Genomic DNA, 20,565 nt, shown 5'->3' with positions numbered 1-20,565 from the left:
CATTGAGCTGATGAAGAGATTATCCGATGCGTGTATGGATCGATGCCGATGCCTGCCCCAAGGCAGCCAAGGATCTGATCGTCAAGTTCGCCCTCAAGCGCAAGTTCGAGGTGGTGATGGTGGCGGGCCAGGCAGTGGCCAGGCCTGCGTTTGCGATCGTGCGGTTGATCGTGGTGCCCAGTGGCATGGATGCGGCCGACGATTATCTGGTCGAGCATGCCGTGCCGGGCGAGCTGGTGATCTGTAGTGACGTGCCGTTGGCCGACCGCCTGGTCAAGAAGGGCGTGGCGGTGCTGGACCCACGCGGGCGCGAGTTCGACGAGCGCAACATGGGTGATCGGCTGGCCGCGCGCAACCTGTTCACCGATTTGCGCGAGCAGGGCCAGGTCGGGGGAGGGCAGGCGGCTTATGGGGAGCGCGACAAGCAGGCGTTCGCCAATGCGCTGGACCGGATCATTTCGCGACTATCGAGGGCCTGAAGTGTAACGCGGCCCTTTTGTGGGAGCGGCCTTGTGTCGCGAAAGGGGCGCGCAGCGGCCCCGGTAATTTATGCGGCGAAGCTCAAATCCTGGGGCCGCTGCGCGGCCCTTTCGCGACACAAGGCCGCTCCCACATTGATCGGCGTACGCAGGCCATTGACCGCGCCGGATTCTGGGCTGCGCGTAGGCGGGCCTTACTCGTGGGTCAGCTCCAGCACCCGGTCCACCAGCTTGTTGATGCCGCCAGCCGCCTCGCTGATCGACTTGGCCTCCATGTAAGCCGGGGTCGTCACCAGCTTGCGTTGGGTATCTTCGACAATGTCGTGCACGTCGCATTCTTCATGGGTGCCGCCCATCTTCACCACTGCCGCCGCAGTACCCGCGTCGCTGCCAATGGTGCAGACCACCCCCGGCCCGTAGATCTTCGCCGCCAGTGCCGGCGAAATGCAGATCAGGCCAACAGGCTTGCAGGCAGCGGCAAAGGCTTCGGCCAGGGCCAGCACGTCTGGGTTGACGCTGCAGTTGGCGCCTTCCACGGCGAAGTTGGACAGGTTCTTCGCCGCCCCAAAGCCACCCGGCACGATCAGCGCATCGAAGTCTTCGGCCTTGGCCTCGCGGATGTCCTTGACCTCGCCCCGGGCAATGCGCGCCGATTCCACCAGCACGTTGCGCGACTCGGGCATCTCTTCGCCGGTCAGGTGGTTGATCACATGCATCTGCGCAATGTTCGGCGCGAAGCACTGCACTTGCGCGCCGCGCTGGTCCAGGCGCAGCAGGGTGATCACGCTTTCGTGAATTTCGGCGCCGTCGTACACGCCACAGCCGGAAAGAACCACCGCTACTTTTTTAGTCATGTTTGAAGCTCCAGTGTTGTGTCGCGCCTGGGAGATCGAGCGCTGCCTGCGCGGCGCATTGCGAGCGGGCGCTCGCCGGGTTGGTTTTCAGGGCCAGTCATGCTTGTGACAGGCGCGCGGCTGCCTTGTTCGTCCGGCAACCCGACACGCTGTGTGCAACCCGATGCGCCGCACTGGCGCCTCGGGGTCACTGCTGGTCGCGCTGTTCGTCCGCCGCCTGGGCGGCGGCCTTGCGCTCTGCGCGCAGGGCACGGAAGCGACGGCGCAGCCACAACAGCACGCCCAGCCCCAGCAGGGCGGCCAACACCCATAGTTCGTACCGCTTGACGTTGCCCAGCAGGCCTTCGAGGATGGCGCCGAAGTGATAGGCCGCCGCACCCAGGGCAATGGCCCAGATCGCTGCGCCAATGCCGTTCAGCAGCAGGTAGCGGCGTGGCGGATAGCCCGACAGGCCAATGGCCACGGGCATGACCGTGCGCAGGCCGTAGACGAAGCGGAAACTCAGTACCCAGATGTCGGGGTGGCGGCGAATGTGGGCCAGCGCCCGGTCGCCCATCGCCTGCCAGCGCGGCTTGCGGGCCAGAATCTTGCGGCCGTGGCGCCGGCCCATGAAATACCACAACTGGTCGCCGGCATAGCTGCCGAAGAACGCCACCAGGCACACCAGGTTGATGTCCATGTAACCGCGGAATGCAAGGAATCCTGCAAGCACCAGGATGGTCTCGCCTTCGAAGAAGGTGCCTAGAAAAAGGGCAAAGTAGCCGAAATCCTGCAGGAATTGTTGAAGCATTTTCTGAGGTGCTGGCGAAATGAACGCGCAGCCTACCCCTTCGCGGGCATTCGGGAAAGTGTCCAAATGTGTCTCCACATGAACAATTCCTACACCACATTGCCATAGCCACGCGTCATGGCTTGCCCTGCCATGTCACACAGGCGTCATAATGGGCGCTTATCTTGCCGCTCAATTGATGATAGGGCGTTAACGTCCTCAGGAACGTCAGATGAATAATGAAGTGCTTAGCCCTGTCGCGATCAAGGATGCCCAGGAGCTCCCCGAAGAGATGCTGCAGACCCCGCCAGACCTGCCGCCGGCCACCGCGCCGGAAGCCGGGCAGGCGGCCGAGCCTGCCGCCCCGGTGCCTGCGCCGCCGCCGGCCCCGGCAATCGCGGTGCCTGGCCTGGACGACAGCAGCCTGTACATTCATCGCGAACTCTCGCAGTTGCAGTTCAATATCCGTGTGCTGGAGCAGGCGCTGGACGAGAGCTACCCACTGCTGGAGCGGCTCAAGTTCCTGCTGATCTTCTCCAGCAACCTTGACGAGTTCTTTGAAATCCGGGTGGCCGGCCTCAAGAAGCAGATCAATTTTGCCCGCGAACTGGCCGGCGCCGACGGCCTGCAGCCGCACCAGGCACTGGCGCGCATCAGCGAGCTGGTGCACCTGGAAGTCGACCGGCAATACGCCATTCTCAACGACGTGCTGCTGCCGGAGCTGGAAAAACACCAGATCCGCTTCATTCGCCGCCGTTACTGGACACCCAAGCTCAAGACCTGGGTGCGCCGCTACTTCCGCGACGAAATCGCCCCGATCATCACCCCCATCGGCCTCGACCCGACCCACCCGTTCCCGCTGCTGGTGAACAAGAGCCTGAACTTCATCGTCGAGCTGGAAGGGGTGGACGCGTTCGGCCGTGATTCGGGCCTGGCGATCATCCCTGCCCCCCGCCTGCTGCCGCGGGTGATTCGCGTGCCGGAGGAAGTCGGTGGCCCGGGTGCCAACTATGTGTTCCTGTCGTCGATGATCCACGCGCATGCCGACGACCTGTTCCAGGGCATGAAGGTCAAGGGTTGCTACCAGTTCCGCCTTACCCGTAACGCCGACCTGGCACTGGACTCCGAAGAGGTTGACGACCTGGCCCGCGCCTTGCGCGGCGAGCTGTTCTCGCGCCGCTATGGCGATGCCGTGCGCCTGGAGGTCGCCGACACGTGCCCGAAACACCTGTCGGACTACCTGCTCAAGCAGTTCAGCCTCAGCGAAAGCGAGCTGTACCAGGTCAATGGCCCGGTCAACCTCACGCGCCTGTTCAGCATCACCGGCCTGGACAGCCACCCGGAGCTGCAATACACGCCGTTCACGCCGGCGATCCCCAAGCTGCTGCAGAACGCCGACAACATCTTCAGCGTGATCGGCAAGCAGGACATCCTGCTGATGCACCCCTTCGAGTCCTTCACCCCGGTGATCGACCTGCTGCGCCAGGCCGCCAAGGATCCGCACGTGCTCGCCGTGCGCCAGACCCTTTACCGCTCCGGGGCCAACTCGGAAATCGTCGATGCCCTGGTGGATGCAGCGCGAAACGGCAAGGAGGTCACCGCGGTGATCGAACTGCGTGCGCGTTTCGACGAAGAGTCCAACCTGCAGATGGCCAGCCGCCTGCAAGCCGCGGGTGCGGTGGTGATCTACGGCGTGGTCGGTTTCAAGACCCACGCCAAGATGATGCTGATCCTGCGCCGCGAGCACGGCGAGATCGTGCGCTACGCCCACCTGGGTACCGGCAACTACCACGCCGGTAACGCCCGCCTGTACACCGACTACAGCCTGCTGACCTCAGACGACGCCCTCACCGAGGACGTTGGCAAGCTGTTCAGCCAGCTGATCGGCATGGGCAAGACCCTGCGCATGAAAAAGCTGCTGCACGCGCCGTTTACCCTGAAGAAGGGCATGCTCGACATGATCGCGCGGGAAACCCAGTTCGCCCTCGACGGCAAGCCGGCGCACATCATCGCCAAGTTCAACTCGCTGACCGACGCCAAGGTGATCAAGGCGTTGTACAAGGCCAGCCAGTCTGGCGTGAAGATCGACCTGGTGGTGCGTGGCATGTGCTGCCTGCGCCCAGGTATTCCGGGGGTTTCGCACAATATCCAGGTGCGCTCGATCATCGGTCGATTCCTGGAGCACACGCGGGTGTTCTACTTCCTCAATGGCGGCGAAGAGCAGATCTACCTGTCCAGCGCCGACTGGATGGAGCGCAACCTCGACAAGCGTGTCGAGACCTGCTTCCCGGTCGAAGGCAAGAAGCTGTTGCTGCGGGTGAAGAAAGAGCTGGAAGGCTACCTGACCGACAACACCCATGCCTGGACCTTGCAGCCCGACGGGCGCTACGTGCGCAGCACCCCAACCGGCAACCAGAACCCGCGCAGCGTTCAGGCGACCCTGCTGGAGCGCCTGAGCAACCCGGTCCTCAACGTACGCTGAGGACGAAGCCGACCCGGGTCAGCCACTCCGCCTCGTTGGCGAAGTCGGCCTGGGTCAGCTGGTTCTGTTCCAGCCAGCCTTCAGGGAAGGCGATGTCGAGGCTTTCCCCGGCAGCCTTGAGCTGGACCTTCGGCATCTGCTGGTTGCCACGGATGTGGTGGAACAGGATGGCGAAGCGCAGCAGCACGCACAGGCGCAGCAGTTTCACGCCTTCCTCGCCCAGTTCGGCAAACTTGTCCTTGGGAATGTTGCGGCGGTGGCCGCGTACCAGCAGGGCCATCATCTGCTGGTCTTCGCGCGAGAAGCCCGCCAGGTCGGAGTGTTCGATCAGGTAGGCGCCATGCTTGTGATAGTGGTAGTGGGCGATATCCAGGCCGATTTCATGCACTTTGGCTGCCCAGCCAAGCAGATCGCGCCAATTTCCATCCTTCAACCCCCATGCATCCGCGACCTGGTCGAAGGCGTGCAAGGCCTTGCGCTCGACGCGCGCTGCCTGGCCCTGGTCGACGTGGTAACGCTCCATCAGTGAGTTCAGGGTGCGTTCGCGCACATCTTCATGGTGGTGGCGGCCTAGCAGGTCGAACAGCACGCCTTCGCGCAGCGCGCCGTCGCAATGGTCCATGCGCTGCAGTTCCAGGGCATCGAAGATGGCTTCCAGAATCGCCAGGCCGGCAGGGAAGATGGTACGGCGGTCCGGCTTGATGCCTTCGAAGTCGATCTTGTCGACGTCGCCCAGCTTGAACAGCTTGCGCTTGACCCAGGCCAGGCCCTCGGCGTTGACCTCGCCGTTGCCCAGGCCGCCGTCCTTGATGGCGGCAGCGATGGCACGGATGGTCCCGGACGAGCCGATGGCCTCGTCCCAGGTCAGGCGGTGCAGGGCGTTTTCGATGCTCATCAGCTCCAGGCGCGCGGCGGTGTAGGCCTGGGCGTAGCGGGCCGGCGTGATCTTGCCGTCGCGGAAGTAGCGCTGGGTGAAGCTGACGCAACCCATTTGCAGGCTTTCGCGCAGCAGCGGCTCGAAGCGCTGGCCAATGATGAACTCGGTGCTGCCGCCGCCGATGTCGGCGACCAGGCGCTTGCCGGGGGTGTCGGCCAAGGTGTGGGACACACCCAGGTAGATCAGGCGCGCCTCTTCGCGGCCGGAGATGACCTCGACCGGGTGCCCGAGGATGGCTTCGGCACGCTGGATGAATTCGTTGCGGTTGCGCGCTTCGCGCAGGGCATTGGTACCGACGATGCGCACCGAGCCAGCCGGCATGCCGTGGATCAGTTGGGAAAAGCGCTTGAGGCAGTCCAGGCCCCGCTCCATCGCCTCTTCACTGAGCTTGCGCTCTTCGTCGATGCCGGCGGCAAGCTGAACCTTCTCGCCGAGCCGCTCGAGGATGCGGATTTCGGTATGGTGGGCCTTGGCCACGACCATGTGGAAACTGTTGGAGCCAAGGTCGATGGCGGCGATCAGAGACAGGTTCTTCGCGATGTTGTGCGGCATGCTGTGTGTTCTCGGTCGTTAACCCGGCAATCGTGCCACGATAGCAGGCTGTCGCCAACGCGTGCCACGCCAGGCCTTGATGCAAGGCAATGTGCCATCCGATGCTATTACACGCAGATGACAGTTTCGATTCGTGGCGTCTTGCCCAACTATAGTTACACTCAATCGACCGCAGCTTCCTGTCGAGCGTGGGTGCGGCTATCATGAGCCACGTTTTTTTGCTTACGACCCTGGAGATATCCATGAGCAGCGATCTGATCAAACATGTCACCGATGCCACCTTCGAAGACGAAGTCTTGAAGGCTCAAGGCCCGGTGCTGGTCGACTACTGGGCTGAATGGTGCGGCCCGTGCAAGATGATCGCGCCGGTACTGGACGACATCGCTTCCACCTACGAGGGCAAGCTGACCGTCGCCAAGCTGAACATCGACGATAACCAGGAAACCCCGGCCAAGCATGGCGTGCGTGGCATCCCGACGCTGATGTTGTTCAAGAACGGCAACGTCGAGGCCACCAAGGTGGGCGCGCTGTCCAAATCCCAGCTGGCCGCGTTCCTCGACGCCCACCTGTGATGTGAAAAGGCCCCGCGAATGCGGGGCTTTTCTTTTTCAGAGCACTAGACGCAGAAAAAAGCAAGTGTTACATTCGGCCTCGCACTGCTTCTCCAGTGCCCTCTACATGCCGTCGCCGAAGCATCCCCAATTCGAATCAGTACGCGATCCTGTCGCCATCTAGCGGCGCGGCTTCATTAAGCCAAAGCTTAATTCTCCCTTCTTACATGATTACGTCATTCCCCTTATGAACCTGACTGAACTCAAGCAAAAGCCGATTACCGATCTTTTGGAAATGGCCGAACAGATGGGCATCGAAAACATGGCCCGTTCGCGCAAACAGGACGTGATTTTCGCCCTGCTGAAAAAGCACGCGAAAAGCGGCGAAGAGATCTCCGGTGATGGCGTGCTGGAGATTCTCCAGGATGGTTTCGGTTTTCTGCGTTCGGCTGATGCGTCCTACCTGGCCGGCCCTGACGATATCTACGTCTCGCCCAGCCAGATCCGCCGTTTCAACCTGCGCACCGGCGACACCATCGTCGGCAAGATCCGCCCACCGAAAGAAGGGGAGCGTTACTTCGCGCTGCTGAAGGTCGACACCATCAACTTCGACCGCCCGGAAAACGCCAAGAACAAGATCCTGTTCGAAAACCTGACACCGCTGTTCCCGAACAAGCGCCTGAAGATGGAAGCCGGCAACGGTTCCACCGAGGACTTGACCGGCCGCGTCATCGACCTGTGCGCCCCGATCGGCAAGGGCCAGCGCGGCCTGATCGTTGCTCCGCCGAAAGCGGGCAAGACCATCATGCTGCAGAACATCGCGGCGAACATCACCCGTAATAACCCTGAGTGCCACCTGATCGTCCTGCTGATCGACGAGCGCCCGGAAGAAGTGACCGAAATGCAGCGTACCGTGCGCGGCGAAGTGGTTGCCTCGACCTTCGACGAGCCGCCAGCGCGCCACGTGCAGGTTGCCGAAATGGTGATCGAGAAGGCCAAGCGCCTGGTCGAGCACAAGAAAGACGTGGTGATCCTGCTGGACTCCATCACCCGCCTGGCGCGTGCCTACAACACCGTGATCCCGAGCTCTGGCAAGGTACTGACCGGTGGTGTCGACGCCCACGCCCTGGAAAAGCCGAAGCGCTTCTTCGGTGCGGCACGTAACATCGAGGAAGGCGGTTCGCTGACCATCATCGCCACCGCGCTGGTCGAAACCGGCTCGAAGATGGACGAAGTGATCTACGAAGAGTTCAAGGGCACCGGCAACATGGAGCTGCCGCTGGACCGCCGCATCGCCGAGAAGCGCGTGTTCCCGGCCATCAACATCAACCGCTCCGGTACCCGCCGCGAAGAGCTGCTGACCGCCGACGACGAATTGCAGCGCATGTGGATCCTGCGCAAGCTGCTGCACCCGATGGATGAAATCGCCGCCATCGAGTTCCTGGTCGACAAGCTCAAGCAGACCAAGACCAACGACGAGTTCTTCCTGTCGATGAAGCGCAAGTAAGCGTTTCCTGACCGGAACTGAATGGGGCCGCTTCGCGCCCCTTCGCGGGCACGCCCGCTCCCACAAGGATCACACTGAGCCTGTGGCAGCGGGCGTGCCCGCGAAGGGGGGCGAAGCGGCCCCACTGCATTTTTGCCCCCAAACAGATCCCGAACGGCGCTACACTCTGCACCCCCGACCGATACGGCCAATACGAGGCTCCCGCATGCAGTATCGCGACTTGCGCGACTTCATCCGTGGCCTGGAACAGCGCGGCGAGCTCAAGCGCATCCAGGTTCCGATCTCCCCCGTCCTGGAAATGACCGAGGTCTGCGACCGCACCCTGCGTGCCAAAGGCCCGGCGTTATTGTTCGAAAACCCCACAGGCTTCGACATCCCGGTGCTCGGCAACCTGTTTGGCACCCCAGAGCGCGTGGCCATGGGCATGGGCGCCGAGTCGGTCGGTGAACTGCGGGAAATCGGCAAATTGCTGGCGTTTCTCAAGGAGCCCGAGCCGCCGAAGGGCCTGAAGGACGCCTGGTCGAAGCTGCCGATCTTCAAGAAAGTCGTGTCGATGGCGCCGAAAGTGGTCAAGGACGCGGTCTGCCAGGAAGTGCTGGTCGAGGGTGACGACGTCGACCTTGGCGCGCTGCCTATCCAGCACTGCTGGCCTGGCGACGTGGCGCCGCTGATCACCTGGGGGCTTACCGTGACCCGCGGGCCGAACAAGGACCGCCAGAACCTGGGTATCTACCGGCAGCAGGTGATCGGCCGCAACAAGGTCATCATGCGTTGGCTCAGCCACCGGGGCGGTGCGCTCGACTACCGCGAATGGTGCGAGAAGAACCCGGGCCAGCCTTTCCCTGTTGCGGTCGCCCTGGGCGCAGACCCGGCAACCATCCTGGGCGCCGTGACGCCGGTACCGGACACCCTCTCCGAATATGCCTTCGCCGGCCTGCTGCGCGGCAACCGCACGGAACTGGTGAAGTGCCGTGGCAGCAACCTGCAGGTGCCGGCCACCGCCGAAATCATCCTGGAAGGCGTGATTCACCCTGGCGAAATGGCCCCCGAGGGCCCGTATGGTGACCATACCGGCTACTACAACGAAGTGGACAGCTTCCCGGTGTTCACCGTCGAGCGCATCACCCACCGGCTCAAGCCGATCTACCACAGCACCTACACCGGTCGCCCGCCTGATGAGCCGGCCATTCTCGGTGTCGCGCTGAACGAAGTGTTCGTGCCGATCCTGCAAAAGCAGTTCCCGGAGATCACCGACTTCTACCTGCCGCCGGAAGGTTGCTCGTACCGCATGGCGGTGGTGACCATGAAGAAGCAGTACCCCGGCCATGCGAAGCGCGTGATGTTGGGTGTATGGTCGTTCCTGCGACAGTTCATGTACACCAAGTTCGTTATTGTCACCGATGACGATATCAACGCCCGGGACTGGAACGATGTGATCTGGGCAATCACCACACGCATGGACCCCAAGCGTGATACGGTGATGATCGACAACACCCCGATCGACTACCTCGACTTCGCGTCGCCGGTTTCGGGGTTGGGGTCGAAGATGGGCCTGGATGCCACGCACAAGTGGCCAGGCGAGACTACACGCGAATGGGGGCGGGTCATCGTCAAGGACGAAGCCGTCACCCGGCGTATCGATGAGCTGTGGGATCAGTTGGGAATAGATTGATGCAGGTAACGTTGCAGCCGTCCGGGGCGGTGCTGGCGCTCGAACCCGGGGAACGGATCCTGGATGGAGCGCGGCGGCTGGGCTATGACTGCCCGAACAGCTGCCGCAATGGCAATTGCCATGTCTGCGCCGCGTTGTTGGTCGAGGGCCGGGTCCGTCAGGACGGCGAAATCCGCGACCATGGCGAGTTGTTCACCTGCATTGCCGAACCGCTGGAGGACTGCGTGTTGCTCTGGGACGGTGTGCTCGCCCTGGGCGAGTTGCCTGTGCGCAAGCTGGCGTGCAGCGTGAGTGAATGCGTTGACGTCGGTGGCGACGTGTGGCGGGTGCGCTTGCGTGCACCGGCGGGCAAACCCCCGCGTTACCACGCCGGGCAGTACCTGATGATCGAGCGTGAGGGCGGCAAGCAGGCGGCCTTCTCGCTGGCGTCTGCGCCGCACGGCGGGCGTGAACTGGAGCTGCACGTACTGGCGCGCGAGCCCAGTGCCCAGCAACTGATCGAGCAGCTCAGGCGCGACGGCCTGGCGCGTATCGAAATGCCGTTTGGCGACACCCACCTGGCCGAGTTGCCCAAGTGCCCGTTGGTATTGATTGCCGCCGGCACCGGCATGGGCCAGATGCACAGCCTGGTCGAGCATTGCCGCGCCAAGGGTTTCCAGTACCCGGTGCACCTGTACTGGGGGGTGCGTCGGCCTGAAGATTTTTACCAGATCGAGCATTGGGACGAATGGCAGCGCCTGCCCAACCTGTACCTGCACCAGGTGGTCAGCGATTTGTGCGGCTGGGAAGGGCGTTGCGGCATGTTGCATGAAGCCGTTTGCGAGGACATCGCCGACCTCAATACTGTGCATGTGTATGCCAGTGGCTCGCCAAACATGATCTACGCCACACTCGACGCCTTGGTCGAAGCCGGCATGGATGCGCACCGCATGCGTGCCGATGTATTTGCCTATGCCCCACGTGGCTAATAACCCAAGTTGGCAAGTCAGGTTATAAGGCGGTAACTGTTACCGCCTTGATTAATAACTTTCCCTGTTGTTGAAACAATCATTCCCAGTCGTCGGCTACGCGTATGAAACCTGGCTACGAAGGCTTGAGTATTCCTGCGGTTCTGGCCTATGGTTAGTGCAAGCGCCTTGGTATAGAGGCCTTGGCGCTTAACCTCATCGAATTTCGCTACATCCGTAGTTCACAGGAATCCTGGCGGCAGCTTATGTCGGCACTTGAAAGCATGTCGTGGAAAGTTTCATATCCACCGACACTCGACTTTGGTCAGCAACATACGCACGAACAGTTGTTCAACTCCATGAAGACCACCATGTCTCGGCACCCGGGTGGGCCGGTGTGGCTGTTTGCCTATGGCTCGTTGATCTGGCGCCCCGAGTGCAATTCGGTGGAGCGCCAGCGCGCACGCGTACATGGTTATCACCGGGGGCTCTACTTGTGGTCGCATGAGCATCGCGGTACCCCGGAAACCCCCGGGCTGGTATTCGGCCTGGACCGTGGCGGGTCCTGCAGTGGCTTTGCCTACCGGCTGGATGAAAGCAACCTGGACGACTCGCTCATGGCCCTGTGGCAACGCGAGATGCCTTACCCGGCCTATCGGCCGCATTGGCTTAACTGCCGGCTGGGCGATGGCACCAAAGTGCAGGCGCTGGGCTTTGTGCTGGAGCGGCATTTACCCTGCTATGCCGGCGATCTGCCGGATACCTTGCTCAGCCATATCCTGGCCAGCGCCAAAGGGCGCTACGGCACCACCCGCGACTATGTCGAACAGACCTTGCAGGCCCTGCGCAGCCACCAGATGCCTGATCGCAACCTGGAGGCGCGGTTCCGCCGTTGCCATAACCCGCGCGAGGTTTGATCAGCCTGTGCCGGCCTATTCGCGGGCACGCCCGCTCCCACAGGAATCCATGCTTTTTGAACCTGTGGGAGCGGGCGCGCCCGCGAAAAGGCCGCAACGGCAGATGAAGATCTAAAGCCTTACCTTGCCAGCACCACCAACTTACCCACAGCCTGCCGCTGCCCCAGTTTCTCAATGGCAGCCCCGGCCTCGGCCAGTGGATAAGTCTGCGACACCAGCGGCTTCAACTTGCCTTGGGCATGCCAGGCAAACAGCTGCTGGAAGTTGGCCGCATTGTCCTGCGGCTGGCGCTGGGCAAACGCACCCCAGAACACCCCAAGCACCGCCGCGCCCTTGAGCAGCACCAGGTTGGCTGCCAGCTGTGGAATGGTGCCACTGGCGAACCCCACCACCAGCAATCGGCCATTCCAGGCCAGCCCGCGTACCGCCTGCTCGAACAGCTCTCCACCGACCGGGTCGTAGATCACGTCCACCCCCTGGCCGTTGGTCAGGCGCTTGATTTCCTCGCGCAGGCTGGCCTGGCTGTAGTCAATCAGCTCATCTGCCCCGGCTGCCTTGGCCACCGCCAGTTTGTCGGCACTGCTGGCGGCCGCGATTACCCGTGCCCCCATGGCCTTGCCGATCTCCACCGCTGCCAGGCCGACGCCACCGGACGCGCCCAGCACCAGCAAGGTCTCACCCGCTTGCAATTGGCCACGCTGGCGCAGGGCATGCATCGAGGTGCCATAGGTCATGCCAAACGCCGCTGCCGTGGTGAAGTCCATGCTCGCCGGGATCGGCAGCACATTGTAGAACGGCACTGCCACCTGCTCGGCAAACGCCCCCCAGCCGGTCAGCGCCATGACCCGGTCACCGACCTTGAAGGCGCCGGCCTTTTCCCCGACCGCGGCTACCACACCGGCCGCCTCACCACCGGGGGAGAACGGCAGCGGTGGCTGAAACTGGTACTTGCCTTCGATGATCAGCGTGTCAGGAAAGTTGACCCCGGCAGCCTGCACGTCCAGCAGGATTTCGTTGTTCTTCGGCAGTGGGCTGGCGACTTCTTCCAGCACCAGGTTGCCCGCCGGGCCAAGGGTTTTGCACAACACAGCTTTCATTGGGGCTATTCCTTTGCGGGTCGTGGCCGATAAGTGTAGGAGGGCGGCGTACCGGGTCAACGAGCATGGCCCGCCCTGATGGGCAGGCATAAGCGGCGGCGTGAGCCTGGGCTTGGGTTTGCGCGCAGCGCTGGGTAAGCTGGCGCCAATTGGAATGAGGAGCGAATTCGTGAAAGCGTGGATCTTGATGGTACTGGCGCTGTTGCTGCCAACTGCGGCCATGGCCGAAGAAGCCAAGGAGGGTGCCCCCAAGGTTGCCTACATCACCCTGAGCCCGCCTTTTGTCGGCAACTATGCCCTGGATGGCGGCCCCCGCCTGCGGGTGTACAAGGCCGATGTGGCCCTGCGTGTGACCGGTGATGAAGCCGCCAAGGCCGTTCAGCACCACGAACCGCTGATCCGTAACCAGCTGGTGGCGCTGTTCACCCAACAGACTGTCGACAGCATGAGCAATGTCGAGGCCAAGGAGCACCTGCGCCAGGAGGCACTGAAACAAGTGCAGCAGGTGATGGAAGCCGAAGAGGGCAAGCCGATCGTTGAGGACCTGCTGTTCAACAACCTGATCGTGCAGTAAACGGCGCCGCTGGCGCGCGGTTTCAGCGCAACGCGACAATCACCGCCCATTGCTCGGCGGTTACCGGCATGACCGACAGGCGGCTGCCCTTCTGCACCAGCGGCAGTTCGGCCAGGCCGGCCTGCTGCTTCAGCTGGCCCAGCTCCAGTACCCGTGGCAGGGTTTGCACATGCGCCACGTCCACTGCGCTCCACGGGTTCTTCTCGGCTGTGGCCTTGGCATCATGGTATGGGCTTTGCGGGTCCAGGGCAGTCGGGTCGGGGTAAGCCGCACGAATGATTTCGCCAATACCGGCGATGCCAGGCTGCGGGCAGCTGGAATGGTAGAAAAAGAACCTGTCACCCTCGCTCATGGCCCGCAGGAAATTACGCGCCTGGTAATTGCGCACGCCGTCCCAGCGCGCTTCGCCCAGGCGCCCCAGCGCTTCGATGGAGAGTTCGTCGGGCTCGGATTTCATCAGCCAGTAGGCCATGCGTGTTGCTCCTGAAAAGGTTTGTAATAACCTGTTGCACGAAACCGACAGCCGGTTGGCGTCAAGGTTTGCTTGCAGACGCAGGTTGTCGGAAAATGCGCCCCGTTTAATGCGCGATGCTCCGGCGGCACTCAGAAAGCCGCCGAGCCTGAACAGTTTGCCTTGGGGGGCAATCTTCCATGTATCAACGTAAAAAACCGGATCTGCTGTGGGTCCTGGTGTTTATTTTTGGCCTGGGTGTGGTCACTACCGGTTATGCGCAAGGGCTATGGGAGCGCAAGCTGGACAACGCCTACCAAACGTCGGCAGACGCCAGCCAGCCACAACGTTGATGCCCCCTGCTGGCGCCGATTACCGCGGCGCCAGGTACCAGCCACGGTCCGAGACCGTGCCCTGCAACGGTACGTCCCAACTGGCCTGCGCCAGCCGCTCGACCTTCTGGCACTCATGCGCCAAGCCCAGCAGCAACGGTTTTTTCCAGCTTTGCCGGCGCCCCTGGTAGGCCAGGCTGCGGTCATAGAAGCCGCCACCCATGCCCAGGCGGCCGCCCACCTCATCAAAGCCCACCAGCGGTAACAGAATCAGGTCCAGTGCCCAGATGGGCCGTTGGCGTTTGCGCTCGATAACCGGTTCGGGGATACGGAAACGGTTGGGTCGCAGTTTTTCCCCTGGCTCGAAACGCTGGAACACCATGCGCGTGCGCGGCCAGGCATGCAGTACCGGCAGGTAGGTGCGCTTGCCGCGGCGCTGGGCTTCACGCAATAACAGGCGCGGGTCTATTTCGCCGTCGTTGGGCAGGTACAGGGCAATGTGCCTGGCGCGGCGGAATAGGGGGTGCTGGGCCAGTTGCCGGTACAGCCCACGGGCCGCCTGGCGTTGCTGGGCGGGGGTGAGGGCGCGACGGGCATTGCGCAGCAAACGGCGAAGCTGAGGGCGGGTAAGCGGCGCGGTGTCGGTCATGGCACAGGCGATCCCAGGGGTGCTGGCCGCCAGACGCGGCACAAACGAATTGCCCGCCACAGGGGGCGGGCAAGGAATTCAGGCTCCCCGATAAGACCGCTATCGGTGTAGCCCTTGAACCCGAAAGTTCAAGGTGGAGATTGCAGGGGGCGTTAAGGCTTTCCGTCGGGCGGACATGCACACCGGCCCCAGCGTGCAACCCCCGTGGTTGTGCGTATCGGCTCAGGGACATAACCGACTGGCGCATCCCCCAGGGAGTGGCGCCAGTATACCAATCTCAGCCGATTTTGGTATCCGTGTCGTCGGACAAAGCCTTGTCTACCCGATCCAGCAGGTCGCGCACCTGTTCGCGGTTGGTGCCGCTGACGGGCGCCGCGCTGCGGTCTTCCTGGCGGTGCAGCATCTCGTGGGTGATGTTCAACGCGGCCATGACGGCAATGCGGTCGGCGCCGATCACCTTGCCGCTGCTGCGGATCTCGCGCATCTTGCTGTCCAGGTAGCGGGCTGCGCTGACCAGGTTGTTGCGCTCTTCCGGCGGGCAGATGATCGAGTAGTCCTTGTCGAGGATCTGCACGGTGACGCTATTGCTTGAACTCATGAGTCTTGCTCCAGAGCCTTGAGGCGTAAAATCATCGACTCGACCTTGCGCTTGGCTATCTCGTTTTTTTCGATGAGGTGGGCGCGCTCTTCGCGCCAGGACTTTTCCTGAGCTACTAGGAGTGCATTTTGCCGTTTTAGTTGCTCGACACGTTCGATCAGCAGCTCGAAACGGCTCATCAGTGCCTGCAGGTCGTTCTCTTGCGTGGGTTGCACTCGATTCGCTCCGTCGTTCGGTCACCTGGCGATGATGCCTCTCCCTGGGTGGCGACGGCCAGTGCCGATGGTCTTGGCGCGCCTGCCGGTGCTAGGATACAAGGCCTCATTCTAGTCATTTGCGCCGTCTGGCGCCTAGCTGCCCATGCCCAATACCCAATCGCCCTACATCGCTTTCGCCATGCTGCTGTCCAGCAATGGCCACCCTGTCACCCCGGCCGAACTGCACGGCCTGCTGATTGGCCGCAGCTGCGCCGGTGCCGGCTTCGATGCCGACGGCTGGCTGGCCGACGCGGCCCAACTGCTGGAAACCGAGCCCGGTGACACCGTGCGTAACGCCCTGGTTGGCCTGCAGGAAATGGTCAAGGGCGAGCTCACCAGCGACGACATGGCCATCGTTCTGCTGCTGCCTTCCGACGATGCCGCGCTGGCCGACCGCGCCACCGCGCTGGGGCAGTGGTGCCAGGGCTTCATCACCGGCTTTGGCCTGAACGCCGGCGGCAAGGACTTGTCCGACGAGGCCAAGGAAGTGCTGCAGGACCTGGTGGCCATTTCCCAGGTGCAGGAAGCCCTCGAAGAATCCGAGGACGGCGAGAGCGACTACATGGAAGTCATGGAGTACCTGCGCGTTGCGCCGCTGCTGCTGTTCTCCGAGCTGGCCAAGCCTTCCGCACCCGCGCCCAAGCCATCGCTGCACTGATCAACCAGGGGTAGTCTGCCCATGAGCCACATTCCCAAGGCCGAGTATGCCCGGCGGCGCAAGGCGCTGATGGCGCAGATGGTCCCCAACAGCATCGCCATCCTGCCCGCCGCCGCGGTTGCCATCCGCAACCGCGACGTCGAGCACGTGTACCGCCAGGACAGCGACTTCCAGTACCTCAGCGGCTTCCCCGAGCCAGAGGCGGTCATTGCCCTGATCCCCGGGCGTGAGCACGGTGAGTACGTGTTGTTCTGCCGAGAGCGCAACCCCGAGCGGGAGCTGTGGGATGGCCTGCGCGCCGGCCAGGAAGGCGCGGTGAGTGATTATGGCGCCGACGATGCATTCCCCATCGCAGACATCGACGAAATCCTGCCTGGCCTGATCGAAGGCCGCGAGCGGGTGTACAGCGCCATGGGCAGCAACCCTGAATTCGACCGCCGGTTGATGGACTGGATCAACGTGATCCGCTCCAAGGCCCGGCTGGGTGCCCAGCCACCGAACGAGTTCGTTGCGCTGGATCATCTGCTGCATGACATGCGCCTGTATAAATCGGCAGCGGAAGTGAAGGTCATGCGCGCAGCTGCAGACATTTCTGCGCGTGCCCATGTGCGGGCCATGCAGGCCTGCCGGGCCGGGTTGTACGAATACAGCCTGGAAGCCGAGCTGGACTACGAGTTCCGCAAGGGCGGGGCGAAGATGCCGGCCTACGGTTCCATCGTTGCCGCTGGGCGCAATGGCTGCATCCTGCACTACCAGCAGAATGACGCACCGCTCAGGGAGGGCGACCTGGTGCTGATCGACGCCGGCTGCGAAATCGACTGCTACGCCAGTGACATCACCCGCACCTTCCCGGTCAGCGGGCGCTTTTCACCCGAGCAGAAGGCTATCTACGAGCTGGTGCTCAAGGCGCAGGCGGCCGCGTTCGCCGAAATCGCCCCCGGCAAGCACTGGAACCATGCCCATGAGGCGACCGTGCGGGTCATCACCACCGGGCTGGTGGAACTGGGCCTGCTGGAAGGCGATGTGCAGGCGCTGATCGACAGCGAAGCCTACCGCGCCTTCTACATGCACCGCGCCGGCCACTGGCTGGGCATGGATGTGCACGATGTGGGCGAGTACAAGGTGGGGGGTGAATGGCGGGTGCTGGAACCGGGTATGGCGCTGACCGTCGAACCGGGTATCTACATTGGTGCCGACAATCAGGCCGTGGCCAAGAAGTGGCGCGGCATTGGCGTAAGGATCGAGGACGACGTGGTGGTGACCAGGCAAGGTTGTGAAATCCTCACTTCGGGCGTGCCACGCACGGTCGCCGAGATCGAGGCGCTGATGCAGGCTGCACGCAAGGACGCCGCATGAACCGGGTAAACCTGGCAATCATTGGTGGCGGCCTGGTGGGTGCCAGCCTGGCGTTGGCCTTGCAGGCCGGGGCCAAGGCCAGAGGCTGGAAAATCCTGCTGATCGAGCCGTTCGCCCCTGGCGACAGTTACCAGCCCAGCTACGATGCCCGCTCTTCGGCCTTGTCCTTCGGCACCCAGCAGATCTACCAGCAACTGGGCCTGTGGCAGGCCATTGGCCAGCGCGCCGAGCCGATCCGGCAGATTCACGTCTCCGACCGTGGCCGCTTTGGCGCCACCCGCCTGGATGCCCAGGAAGAAGGCGTGCCGGCGCTGGGTTACGTGGTGGAGAACGCCTGGCTGGGCCAGTGCCTGTGGCAAGGCCTGGACCGCGAGGTGGTCAGCTGGCGCTGCCCGGCAGAAGTGACCGCGCTGCAGGCGGTCGACGGTGGCTACCAGCTGCGCTTGAACGACGACACCCAGCTGCAATGCGACCTGGCAGTGCTGGCCGACGGCGGCCGTTCTGGTTTGCGCGAGCAACTGGGCATCCAGGTACGCCATACGCCCTACCAGCAAAGCGCCCTGATCGCCAACATCAGCCCTGGCGAGGCCCATGGCGGCCAGGCCTTCGAGCGCTTCACCGAAGACGGCCCCATGGCCCTGCTGCCATTGCCGGATAACCGCTGCGCGCTGGTATGGACCCGCCAGGGCATGGACGCAAAACGCCTGGCCGCGATCGACGAGCGCAGTTTCCTGCGCGAGTTGCAGGGGGTGTTCGGCTACCGGCTGGGCGCGCTGCGCCAGGTGGGTGCACGGCATCTGTACCCGCTGTCGTTGATCGAAGCCCAGGAGCAGGTGCGGCCACAGTTGGTGGTGCTGGGCAACGCTGCGCACAGCTTGCACCCGATTGCCGGGCAGGGGTTCAACTTGTCGTTGCGTGACGTGCAGGCGTTGGCCGAGGCGCTGCTTGCCGGCCCGCAGCGCCCGGGCGACCTGGCCACGCTGCAGGCCTATCACCAGCGCCAGCGCCTGGACCAGGCCATGACCATCGGCTTCTCCGACCAGGTCACCCGCCTGTTCGGCAGCCAGCAGCCGTTGCTGGCCGCCGGGCGCAACCTGGGCCTGCTCGGGCTCGACCTGCTGCCACCGGCCAAAAGCTGGTTCGCTCGCCAGGCCATGGGCCTGGGCACCCGCCCCGACCGGCAGGGCCAGGCATGAGCAACCCCCGTAAACGCGCACGCCGGGCGCGCATGCTGCGCTGGCTGTTGAACCTTTACCCGCCTTACCTGGGGGCAGGTATCAGGGTGCAGCACATCAGCCCGGACCTGCGCAGCGTGAAGGTGGCGATGAAGCTGACGCGCTGGAACCGCAATTACGTCGGTACCCAGTTTGGCGGCAGCCTGTATGCCATGGTCGACCCGTTCTACATGCTGTTGCTGATCGAGCAGCTGGGGCGCGACTACATTGTCTGGGACAAGGCCGCCAGCATCGATTTCATCGCGCCGGGCAAAGGCCCGGTGTTTGCCGAATTCCACGTCGATGACGCGCTGCTGGACGACATTCGCCAGCAGACCGCTACCGGCAAGAAGTGCCTGCCGCGTGTGCAGGTCGATATCCGCGATGGCGCCGGCGAACTGGTGGCGCGGGTCGATAAAACCCTATATGTGCGGCTCAAGCCGCAAGCGAGGCTGGCGTAGGCATGGAAATGCGCGCAGATCTGTTGATTGTCGGTGCCGGTATGGTCGGCAGCGCCCTGGCCCTGGCGTTACGCCACAGTGGCTTGCAAATCCTCTTGCTCGACGGCGGCCCGCTGACGGTCAAGCCGTTCGATGCCCAGGCGCCGTTCGAACCGCGGGTCAGCGCATTGTCGGCCGCCAGCCAGCGCATTCTCGAACGCCTCGGGGCCTGGGAAGGCATCGCCCAGCGGCGTGCCACGCCGTATTCCGACATGCATGTGTGGGACGGCAGCGGCACCGGGCAGATCCACTTTTCGGCAGCCAGCGTGCACGCCCAGGTGCTCGGCCATATCGTCGAGAACCGCGTGGTGCAGGACAGCCTGCTGGAGCGCCTGCACGACAGCGATGTCGGCCTGCTGGCCAACGCGCGGCTGGAACAACTGCGCCGCTCTGGCGATGACTGGCTGCTGACCCTGGCCGATGGCCGGCGCCTGCGCGCGCCGCTGGTGGTCGCGGCCGATGGCGCCCATTCGGCCGTGCGGCGGCTGGCCGGTTGCGACACCCGCGAATGGGATTACCTGCACCACGCCATCGTGACCAGCGTGCGTTGCAGCGCCGGGCACCAGGCCACAGCCTGGCAGCGCTTCACCGATGAGGGGCCGCTGGCCTTCCTGCCGTTGACCCGGGATGGCCAGCAAGACTGGTGCTCGATCGTCTGGTCGACCACGCCGGAGCAGGCCGAGCGGTTGATGGCGCTGGATGACGCTGCCTTCGTGCAGGCCCTGGAGCGGGCCTTCGAGGGGCGCCTGGGGAGCGTGTTGCAGGCCGACCCACGTGTGTGTGTACCGCTGCGTCAGCGACACGCCAAGCGCTACGTGGAGCACGGCCTGGCGTTGGTGGGTGATGCGGCCCACACCATCCACCCCTTGGCCGGGCAGGGCGTCAACCTGGGGTTTCTGGATGCGGCGGTGCTGGCCGACGTACTGGGCAAGGCCTGCGAGCGTGGCGAACGGCTGGCGGATGTGAAGGTACTGAGCCGTTACGAGCGCCGGCGCATGCCGCATAACCTGGCGCTGATGGCGGCGATGGAAGGGTTCGAGCGGTTGTTCCAGGCCAACCCGCTGCCGTTGCGCTGGTTGCGCAACAGTGGGCTGAAGCTGGTGCAGCAGATGCCCGAAGCCAAGGCGATGTTCGTGCGCCAGGCGTTGGGGCTGTCCGGGGATTTGCCGGAATTGGCCAGGGCTTGAGATGGCCGGGGCCGCTTTGCGGCCC

22 protein-coding genes and 1 other RNA gene are annotated in these 20,565 nt (G+C 63.5%); 14 read left to right on the top strand and 9 right to left on the bottom strand.

Translation table 11 applies throughout. The annotated features are described in order from the left end of the window. The first annotated feature begins 26 nt into the window (after positions 1-26). Positions 27-479, top strand: a complete 453-nt coding sequence (locus tag L1P09_RS24275) for a YaiI/YqxD family protein (RefSeq protein ID WP_009681655.1) — start codon at positions 27-29, stop codon at positions 477-479. 194 nt (positions 480-673) lie between these two features. Here the strand turns inward: L1P09_RS24275 and elbB are convergent, their stop codons facing one another. Both elbB and L1P09_RS24265 read right to left on the bottom strand, forming a co-directional pair. Next, on the bottom strand, positions 674-1,333 hold the full coding sequence (gene elbB, locus L1P09_RS24270; protein ID WP_054905405.1) for an isoprenoid biosynthesis glyoxalase ElbB: 660 nt from the start codon (positions 1,331-1,333) through the stop codon (positions 674-676). A gap of 187 nt (positions 1,334-1,520) precedes the next feature. After that, the gene (locus L1P09_RS24265; RefSeq protein WP_054905406.1) at positions 1,521-2,123 is read right to left on the bottom strand and encodes a DedA family protein; all 603 of its coding nucleotides are present in this window, start codon (positions 2,121-2,123) and stop codon (positions 1,521-1,523) included. Between the two features lie 211 nt (positions 2,124-2,334). Here L1P09_RS24265 and ppk1 point away from each other — a divergent pair, with 211 nt between their 5' ends. Continuing rightward, entirely contained in the window at positions 2,335-4,584 is a 2,250-nt protein-coding gene (gene ppk1 / locus L1P09_RS24260) for a polyphosphate kinase 1 (protein WP_054905404.1), read from the top strand. On the opposite strand, the gene ppx is transcribed toward ppk1, so the two are convergent. After that, positions 4,571-6,073, bottom strand: coding sequence for an exopolyphosphatase (gene ppx / locus L1P09_RS24255; protein ID WP_029886228.1), 1,503 nt, complete (start codon positions 6,071-6,073; stop codon positions 4,571-4,573). The genes ppk1 and ppx overlap by 14 nt on opposite strands. 242 nt (positions 6,074-6,315) lie before the next feature. Here ppx and trxA point away from each other — a divergent pair, with 242 nt between their 5' ends. The 5 genes from trxA to L1P09_RS24230 all read left to right on the top strand — a co-directional run bounded on the left by trxA (position 6,316) and on the right by L1P09_RS24230 (position 11,667). Next, positions 6,316-6,645, top strand: a complete 330-nt coding sequence (trxA, locus tag L1P09_RS24250) for a thioredoxin TrxA (protein ID WP_054905403.1) — start codon at positions 6,316-6,318, stop codon at positions 6,643-6,645. A gap of 226 nt (positions 6,646-6,871) precedes the next feature. Beyond that, the gene (rho, locus tag L1P09_RS24245) at positions 6,872-8,131 is read left to right on the top strand and encodes a transcription termination factor Rho (protein WP_029886229.1); all 1,260 of its coding nucleotides are present in this window, start codon (positions 6,872-6,874) and stop codon (positions 8,129-8,131) included. 205 nt (positions 8,132-8,336) lie between these two features. Beyond that, on the top strand, positions 8,337-9,803 hold the full coding sequence (ubiD, locus tag L1P09_RS24240) for a 4-hydroxy-3-polyprenylbenzoate decarboxylase (protein ID WP_054905402.1): 1,467 nt from the start codon (positions 8,337-8,339) through the stop codon (positions 9,801-9,803). Further along, entirely contained in the window at positions 9,803-10,771 is a 969-nt protein-coding gene (locus tag L1P09_RS24235; protein WP_232892098.1) for a CDP-6-deoxy-delta-3,4-glucoseen reductase, read from the top strand. Before ubiD ends, L1P09_RS24235 begins: the two co-directional genes overlap by 1 nt. Positions 10,772-11,016: 245 nt before the next feature. Further along, positions 11,017-11,667 (top strand): gamma-glutamylcyclotransferase, encoded by a 651-nt coding sequence (locus L1P09_RS24230; RefSeq protein WP_009684148.1) that lies wholly within the window; start codon positions 11,017-11,019, stop codon positions 11,665-11,667. A 119-nt stretch (positions 11,668-11,786) separates the two neighbouring features. Here the strand turns inward: L1P09_RS24230 and L1P09_RS24225 are convergent, their stop codons facing one another. After that, positions 11,787-12,764 (bottom strand): NADPH:quinone oxidoreductase family protein, encoded by a 978-nt coding sequence (locus tag L1P09_RS24225; RefSeq protein ID WP_009684147.1) that lies wholly within the window; start codon positions 12,762-12,764, stop codon positions 11,787-11,789. 169 nt (positions 12,765-12,933) lie between these two features. Between L1P09_RS24225 and L1P09_RS24220 the strand changes: the two genes are divergently transcribed. Then, positions 12,934-13,338, top strand: a complete 405-nt coding sequence (locus L1P09_RS24220; RefSeq protein ID WP_009684146.1) for a flagellar basal body-associated protein FliL — start codon at positions 12,934-12,936, stop codon at positions 13,336-13,338. 22 nt (positions 13,339-13,360) lie between these two features. Here L1P09_RS24220 and L1P09_RS24215 read toward each other — a convergent pair whose 3' ends face one another. Next, positions 13,361-13,810 (bottom strand): EVE domain-containing protein, encoded by a 450-nt coding sequence (locus tag L1P09_RS24215; protein ID WP_009684145.1) that lies wholly within the window; start codon positions 13,808-13,810, stop codon positions 13,361-13,363. Positions 13,811-13,989: 179 nt separating this feature from the next. Here L1P09_RS24215 and L1P09_RS24210 point away from each other — a divergent pair, with 179 nt between their 5' ends. Then, a complete protein-coding gene (locus L1P09_RS24210; protein WP_009684144.1) occupies positions 13,990-14,142 on the top strand; it encodes a hypothetical protein in 153 nt (50 codons plus the stop codon). 19 nt (positions 14,143-14,161) lie between these two features. Here L1P09_RS24210 and L1P09_RS24205 read toward each other — a convergent pair whose 3' ends face one another. The 4 genes from L1P09_RS24205 to L1P09_RS24190 form a co-directional block, all read right to left on the bottom strand. After that, on the bottom strand, positions 14,162-14,770 hold the full coding sequence (locus tag L1P09_RS24205) for a 5-formyltetrahydrofolate cyclo-ligase (protein WP_009684143.1): 609 nt from the start codon (positions 14,768-14,770) through the stop codon (positions 14,162-14,164). Between the two features lie 80 nt (positions 14,771-14,850). Beyond that, positions 14,851-15,030, bottom strand: a non-coding RNA gene (gene ssrS, locus L1P09_RS24200) — 6S RNA. 17 nt (positions 15,031-15,047) lie between these two features. Further along, on the bottom strand, positions 15,048-15,368 hold the full coding sequence (locus L1P09_RS24195; RefSeq protein WP_009684142.1) for a cell division protein ZapA: 321 nt from the start codon (positions 15,366-15,368) through the stop codon (positions 15,048-15,050). Then, positions 15,365-15,547 (bottom strand): TIGR02449 family protein, encoded by a 183-nt coding sequence (locus L1P09_RS24190; RefSeq protein ID WP_029886233.1) that lies wholly within the window; start codon positions 15,545-15,547, stop codon positions 15,365-15,367. Before L1P09_RS24190 ends, L1P09_RS24195 begins: the two co-directional genes overlap by 4 nt. A 181-nt stretch (positions 15,548-15,728) precedes the next feature. Here L1P09_RS24190 and L1P09_RS24185 point away from each other — a divergent pair, with 181 nt between their 5' ends. The 5 genes from L1P09_RS24185 to L1P09_RS24165 are packed head-to-tail and all read left to right on the top strand — an operon-like array spanning position 15,729 to position 20,540. Beyond that, positions 15,729-16,283 carry a YecA/YgfB family protein gene (locus tag L1P09_RS24185; RefSeq protein WP_054905400.1) on the top strand — a complete coding sequence of 185 codons (555 nt, stop codon included), beginning with the start codon at positions 15,729-15,731 and terminating at the stop codon, positions 16,281-16,283. A 21-nt stretch (positions 16,284-16,304) separates the two neighbouring features. Beyond that, positions 16,305-17,639, top strand: a complete 1,335-nt coding sequence (gene pepP, locus L1P09_RS24180) for a Xaa-Pro aminopeptidase (RefSeq protein ID WP_009684140.1) — start codon at positions 16,305-16,307, stop codon at positions 17,637-17,639. Continuing rightward, a complete protein-coding gene (gene ubiH, locus L1P09_RS24175; RefSeq protein WP_054905399.1) occupies positions 17,636-18,835 on the top strand; it encodes a 2-octaprenyl-6-methoxyphenyl hydroxylase in 1,200 nt (399 codons plus the stop codon). Before pepP ends, ubiH begins: the two co-directional genes overlap by 4 nt. Continuing rightward, entirely contained in the window at positions 18,832-19,314 is a 483-nt protein-coding gene (locus L1P09_RS24170) for a DUF4442 domain-containing protein (RefSeq protein WP_009684137.1), read from the top strand. Before ubiH ends, L1P09_RS24170 begins: the two co-directional genes overlap by 4 nt. An 8-nt stretch (positions 19,315-19,322) precedes the next feature. After that, entirely contained in the window at positions 19,323-20,540 is a 1,218-nt protein-coding gene (locus L1P09_RS24165) for a 2-octaprenyl-3-methyl-6-methoxy-1,4-benzoquinol hydroxylase (RefSeq protein ID WP_166524963.1), read from the top strand. Positions 20,541-20,565 lie beyond the last annotated feature (25 nt).

The organism is Pseudomonas juntendi (assembly GCF_021560075.1).
Classification (GTDB): domain Bacteria; phylum Pseudomonadota; class Gammaproteobacteria; order Pseudomonadales; family Pseudomonadaceae; genus Aquipseudomonas; species Aquipseudomonas juntendi.
Note: the sequence above shows the minus strand (reverse complement) of the source record. Positions and strands in the feature narration are given on the sequence as shown.

Coding starts and splice junctions, on each gene's coding strand:
- L1P09_RS24225 (WP_009684147.1), bottom strand. CDS start 12,764: ATGAAAGCTGTGTTGTGCAAAACCCTTGGCCCGGCGGGCAACCTGGTG.
- L1P09_RS24235 (WP_232892098.1), top strand. CDS start 9,803: ATGCAGGTAACGTTGCAGCCGTCCGGGGCGGTGCTGGCGCTCGAACCC.
- L1P09_RS24190 (WP_029886233.1), bottom strand. CDS start 15,547: ATGAGCCGTTTCGAGCTGCTGATCGAACGTGTCGAGCAACTAAAACGG.
- L1P09_RS24210 (WP_009684144.1), top strand. CDS start 13,990: ATGTATCAACGTAAAAAACCGGATCTGCTGTGGGTCCTGGTGTTTATT.
- L1P09_RS24205 (WP_009684143.1), bottom strand. CDS start 14,770: ATGACCGACACCGCGCCGCTTACCCGCCCTCAGCTTCGCCGTTTGCTG.
- L1P09_RS24185 (WP_054905400.1), top strand. CDS start 15,729: ATGCCCAATACCCAATCGCCCTACATCGCTTTCGCCATGCTGCTGTCC.
- L1P09_RS24165 (WP_166524963.1), top strand. CDS start 19,323: ATGCGCGCAGATCTGTTGATTGTCGGTGCCGGTATGGTCGGCAGCGCC.
- trxA (WP_054905403.1), top strand. CDS start 6,316: ATGAGCAGCGATCTGATCAAACATGTCACCGATGCCACCTTCGAAGAC.
- pepP (WP_009684140.1), top strand. CDS start 16,305: ATGAGCCACATTCCCAAGGCCGAGTATGCCCGGCGGCGCAAGGCGCTG.
- rho (WP_029886229.1), top strand. CDS start 6,872: ATGAACCTGACTGAACTCAAGCAAAAGCCGATTACCGATCTTTTGGAA.
- L1P09_RS24170 (WP_009684137.1), top strand. CDS start 18,832: ATGAGCAACCCCCGTAAACGCGCACGCCGGGCGCGCATGCTGCGCTGG.
- L1P09_RS24265 (WP_054905406.1), bottom strand. CDS start 2,123: ATGCTTCAACAATTCCTGCAGGATTTCGGCTACTTTGCCCTTTTTCTA.
- L1P09_RS24215 (WP_009684145.1), bottom strand. CDS start 13,810: ATGGCCTACTGGCTGATGAAATCCGAGCCCGACGAACTCTCCATCGAA.
- L1P09_RS24195 (WP_009684142.1), bottom strand. CDS start 15,368: ATGAGTTCAAGCAATAGCGTCACCGTGCAGATCCTCGACAAGGACTAC.
- ubiH (WP_054905399.1), top strand. CDS start 17,636: ATGAACCGGGTAAACCTGGCAATCATTGGTGGCGGCCTGGTGGGTGCC.
- ubiD (WP_054905402.1), top strand. CDS start 8,337: ATGCAGTATCGCGACTTGCGCGACTTCATCCGTGGCCTGGAACAGCGC.
- L1P09_RS24230 (WP_009684148.1), top strand. CDS start 11,017: ATGTCGGCACTTGAAAGCATGTCGTGGAAAGTTTCATATCCACCGACA.
- ppk1 (WP_054905404.1), top strand. CDS start 2,335: ATGAATAATGAAGTGCTTAGCCCTGTCGCGATCAAGGATGCCCAGGAG.
- L1P09_RS24275 (WP_009681655.1), top strand. CDS start 27: ATGCGTGTATGGATCGATGCCGATGCCTGCCCCAAGGCAGCCAAGGAT.
- elbB (WP_054905405.1), bottom strand. CDS start 1,333: ATGACTAAAAAAGTAGCGGTGGTTCTTTCCGGCTGTGGCGTGTACGAC.
- ppx (WP_029886228.1), bottom strand. CDS start 6,073: ATGCCGCACAACATCGCGAAGAACCTGTCTCTGATCGCCGCCATCGAC.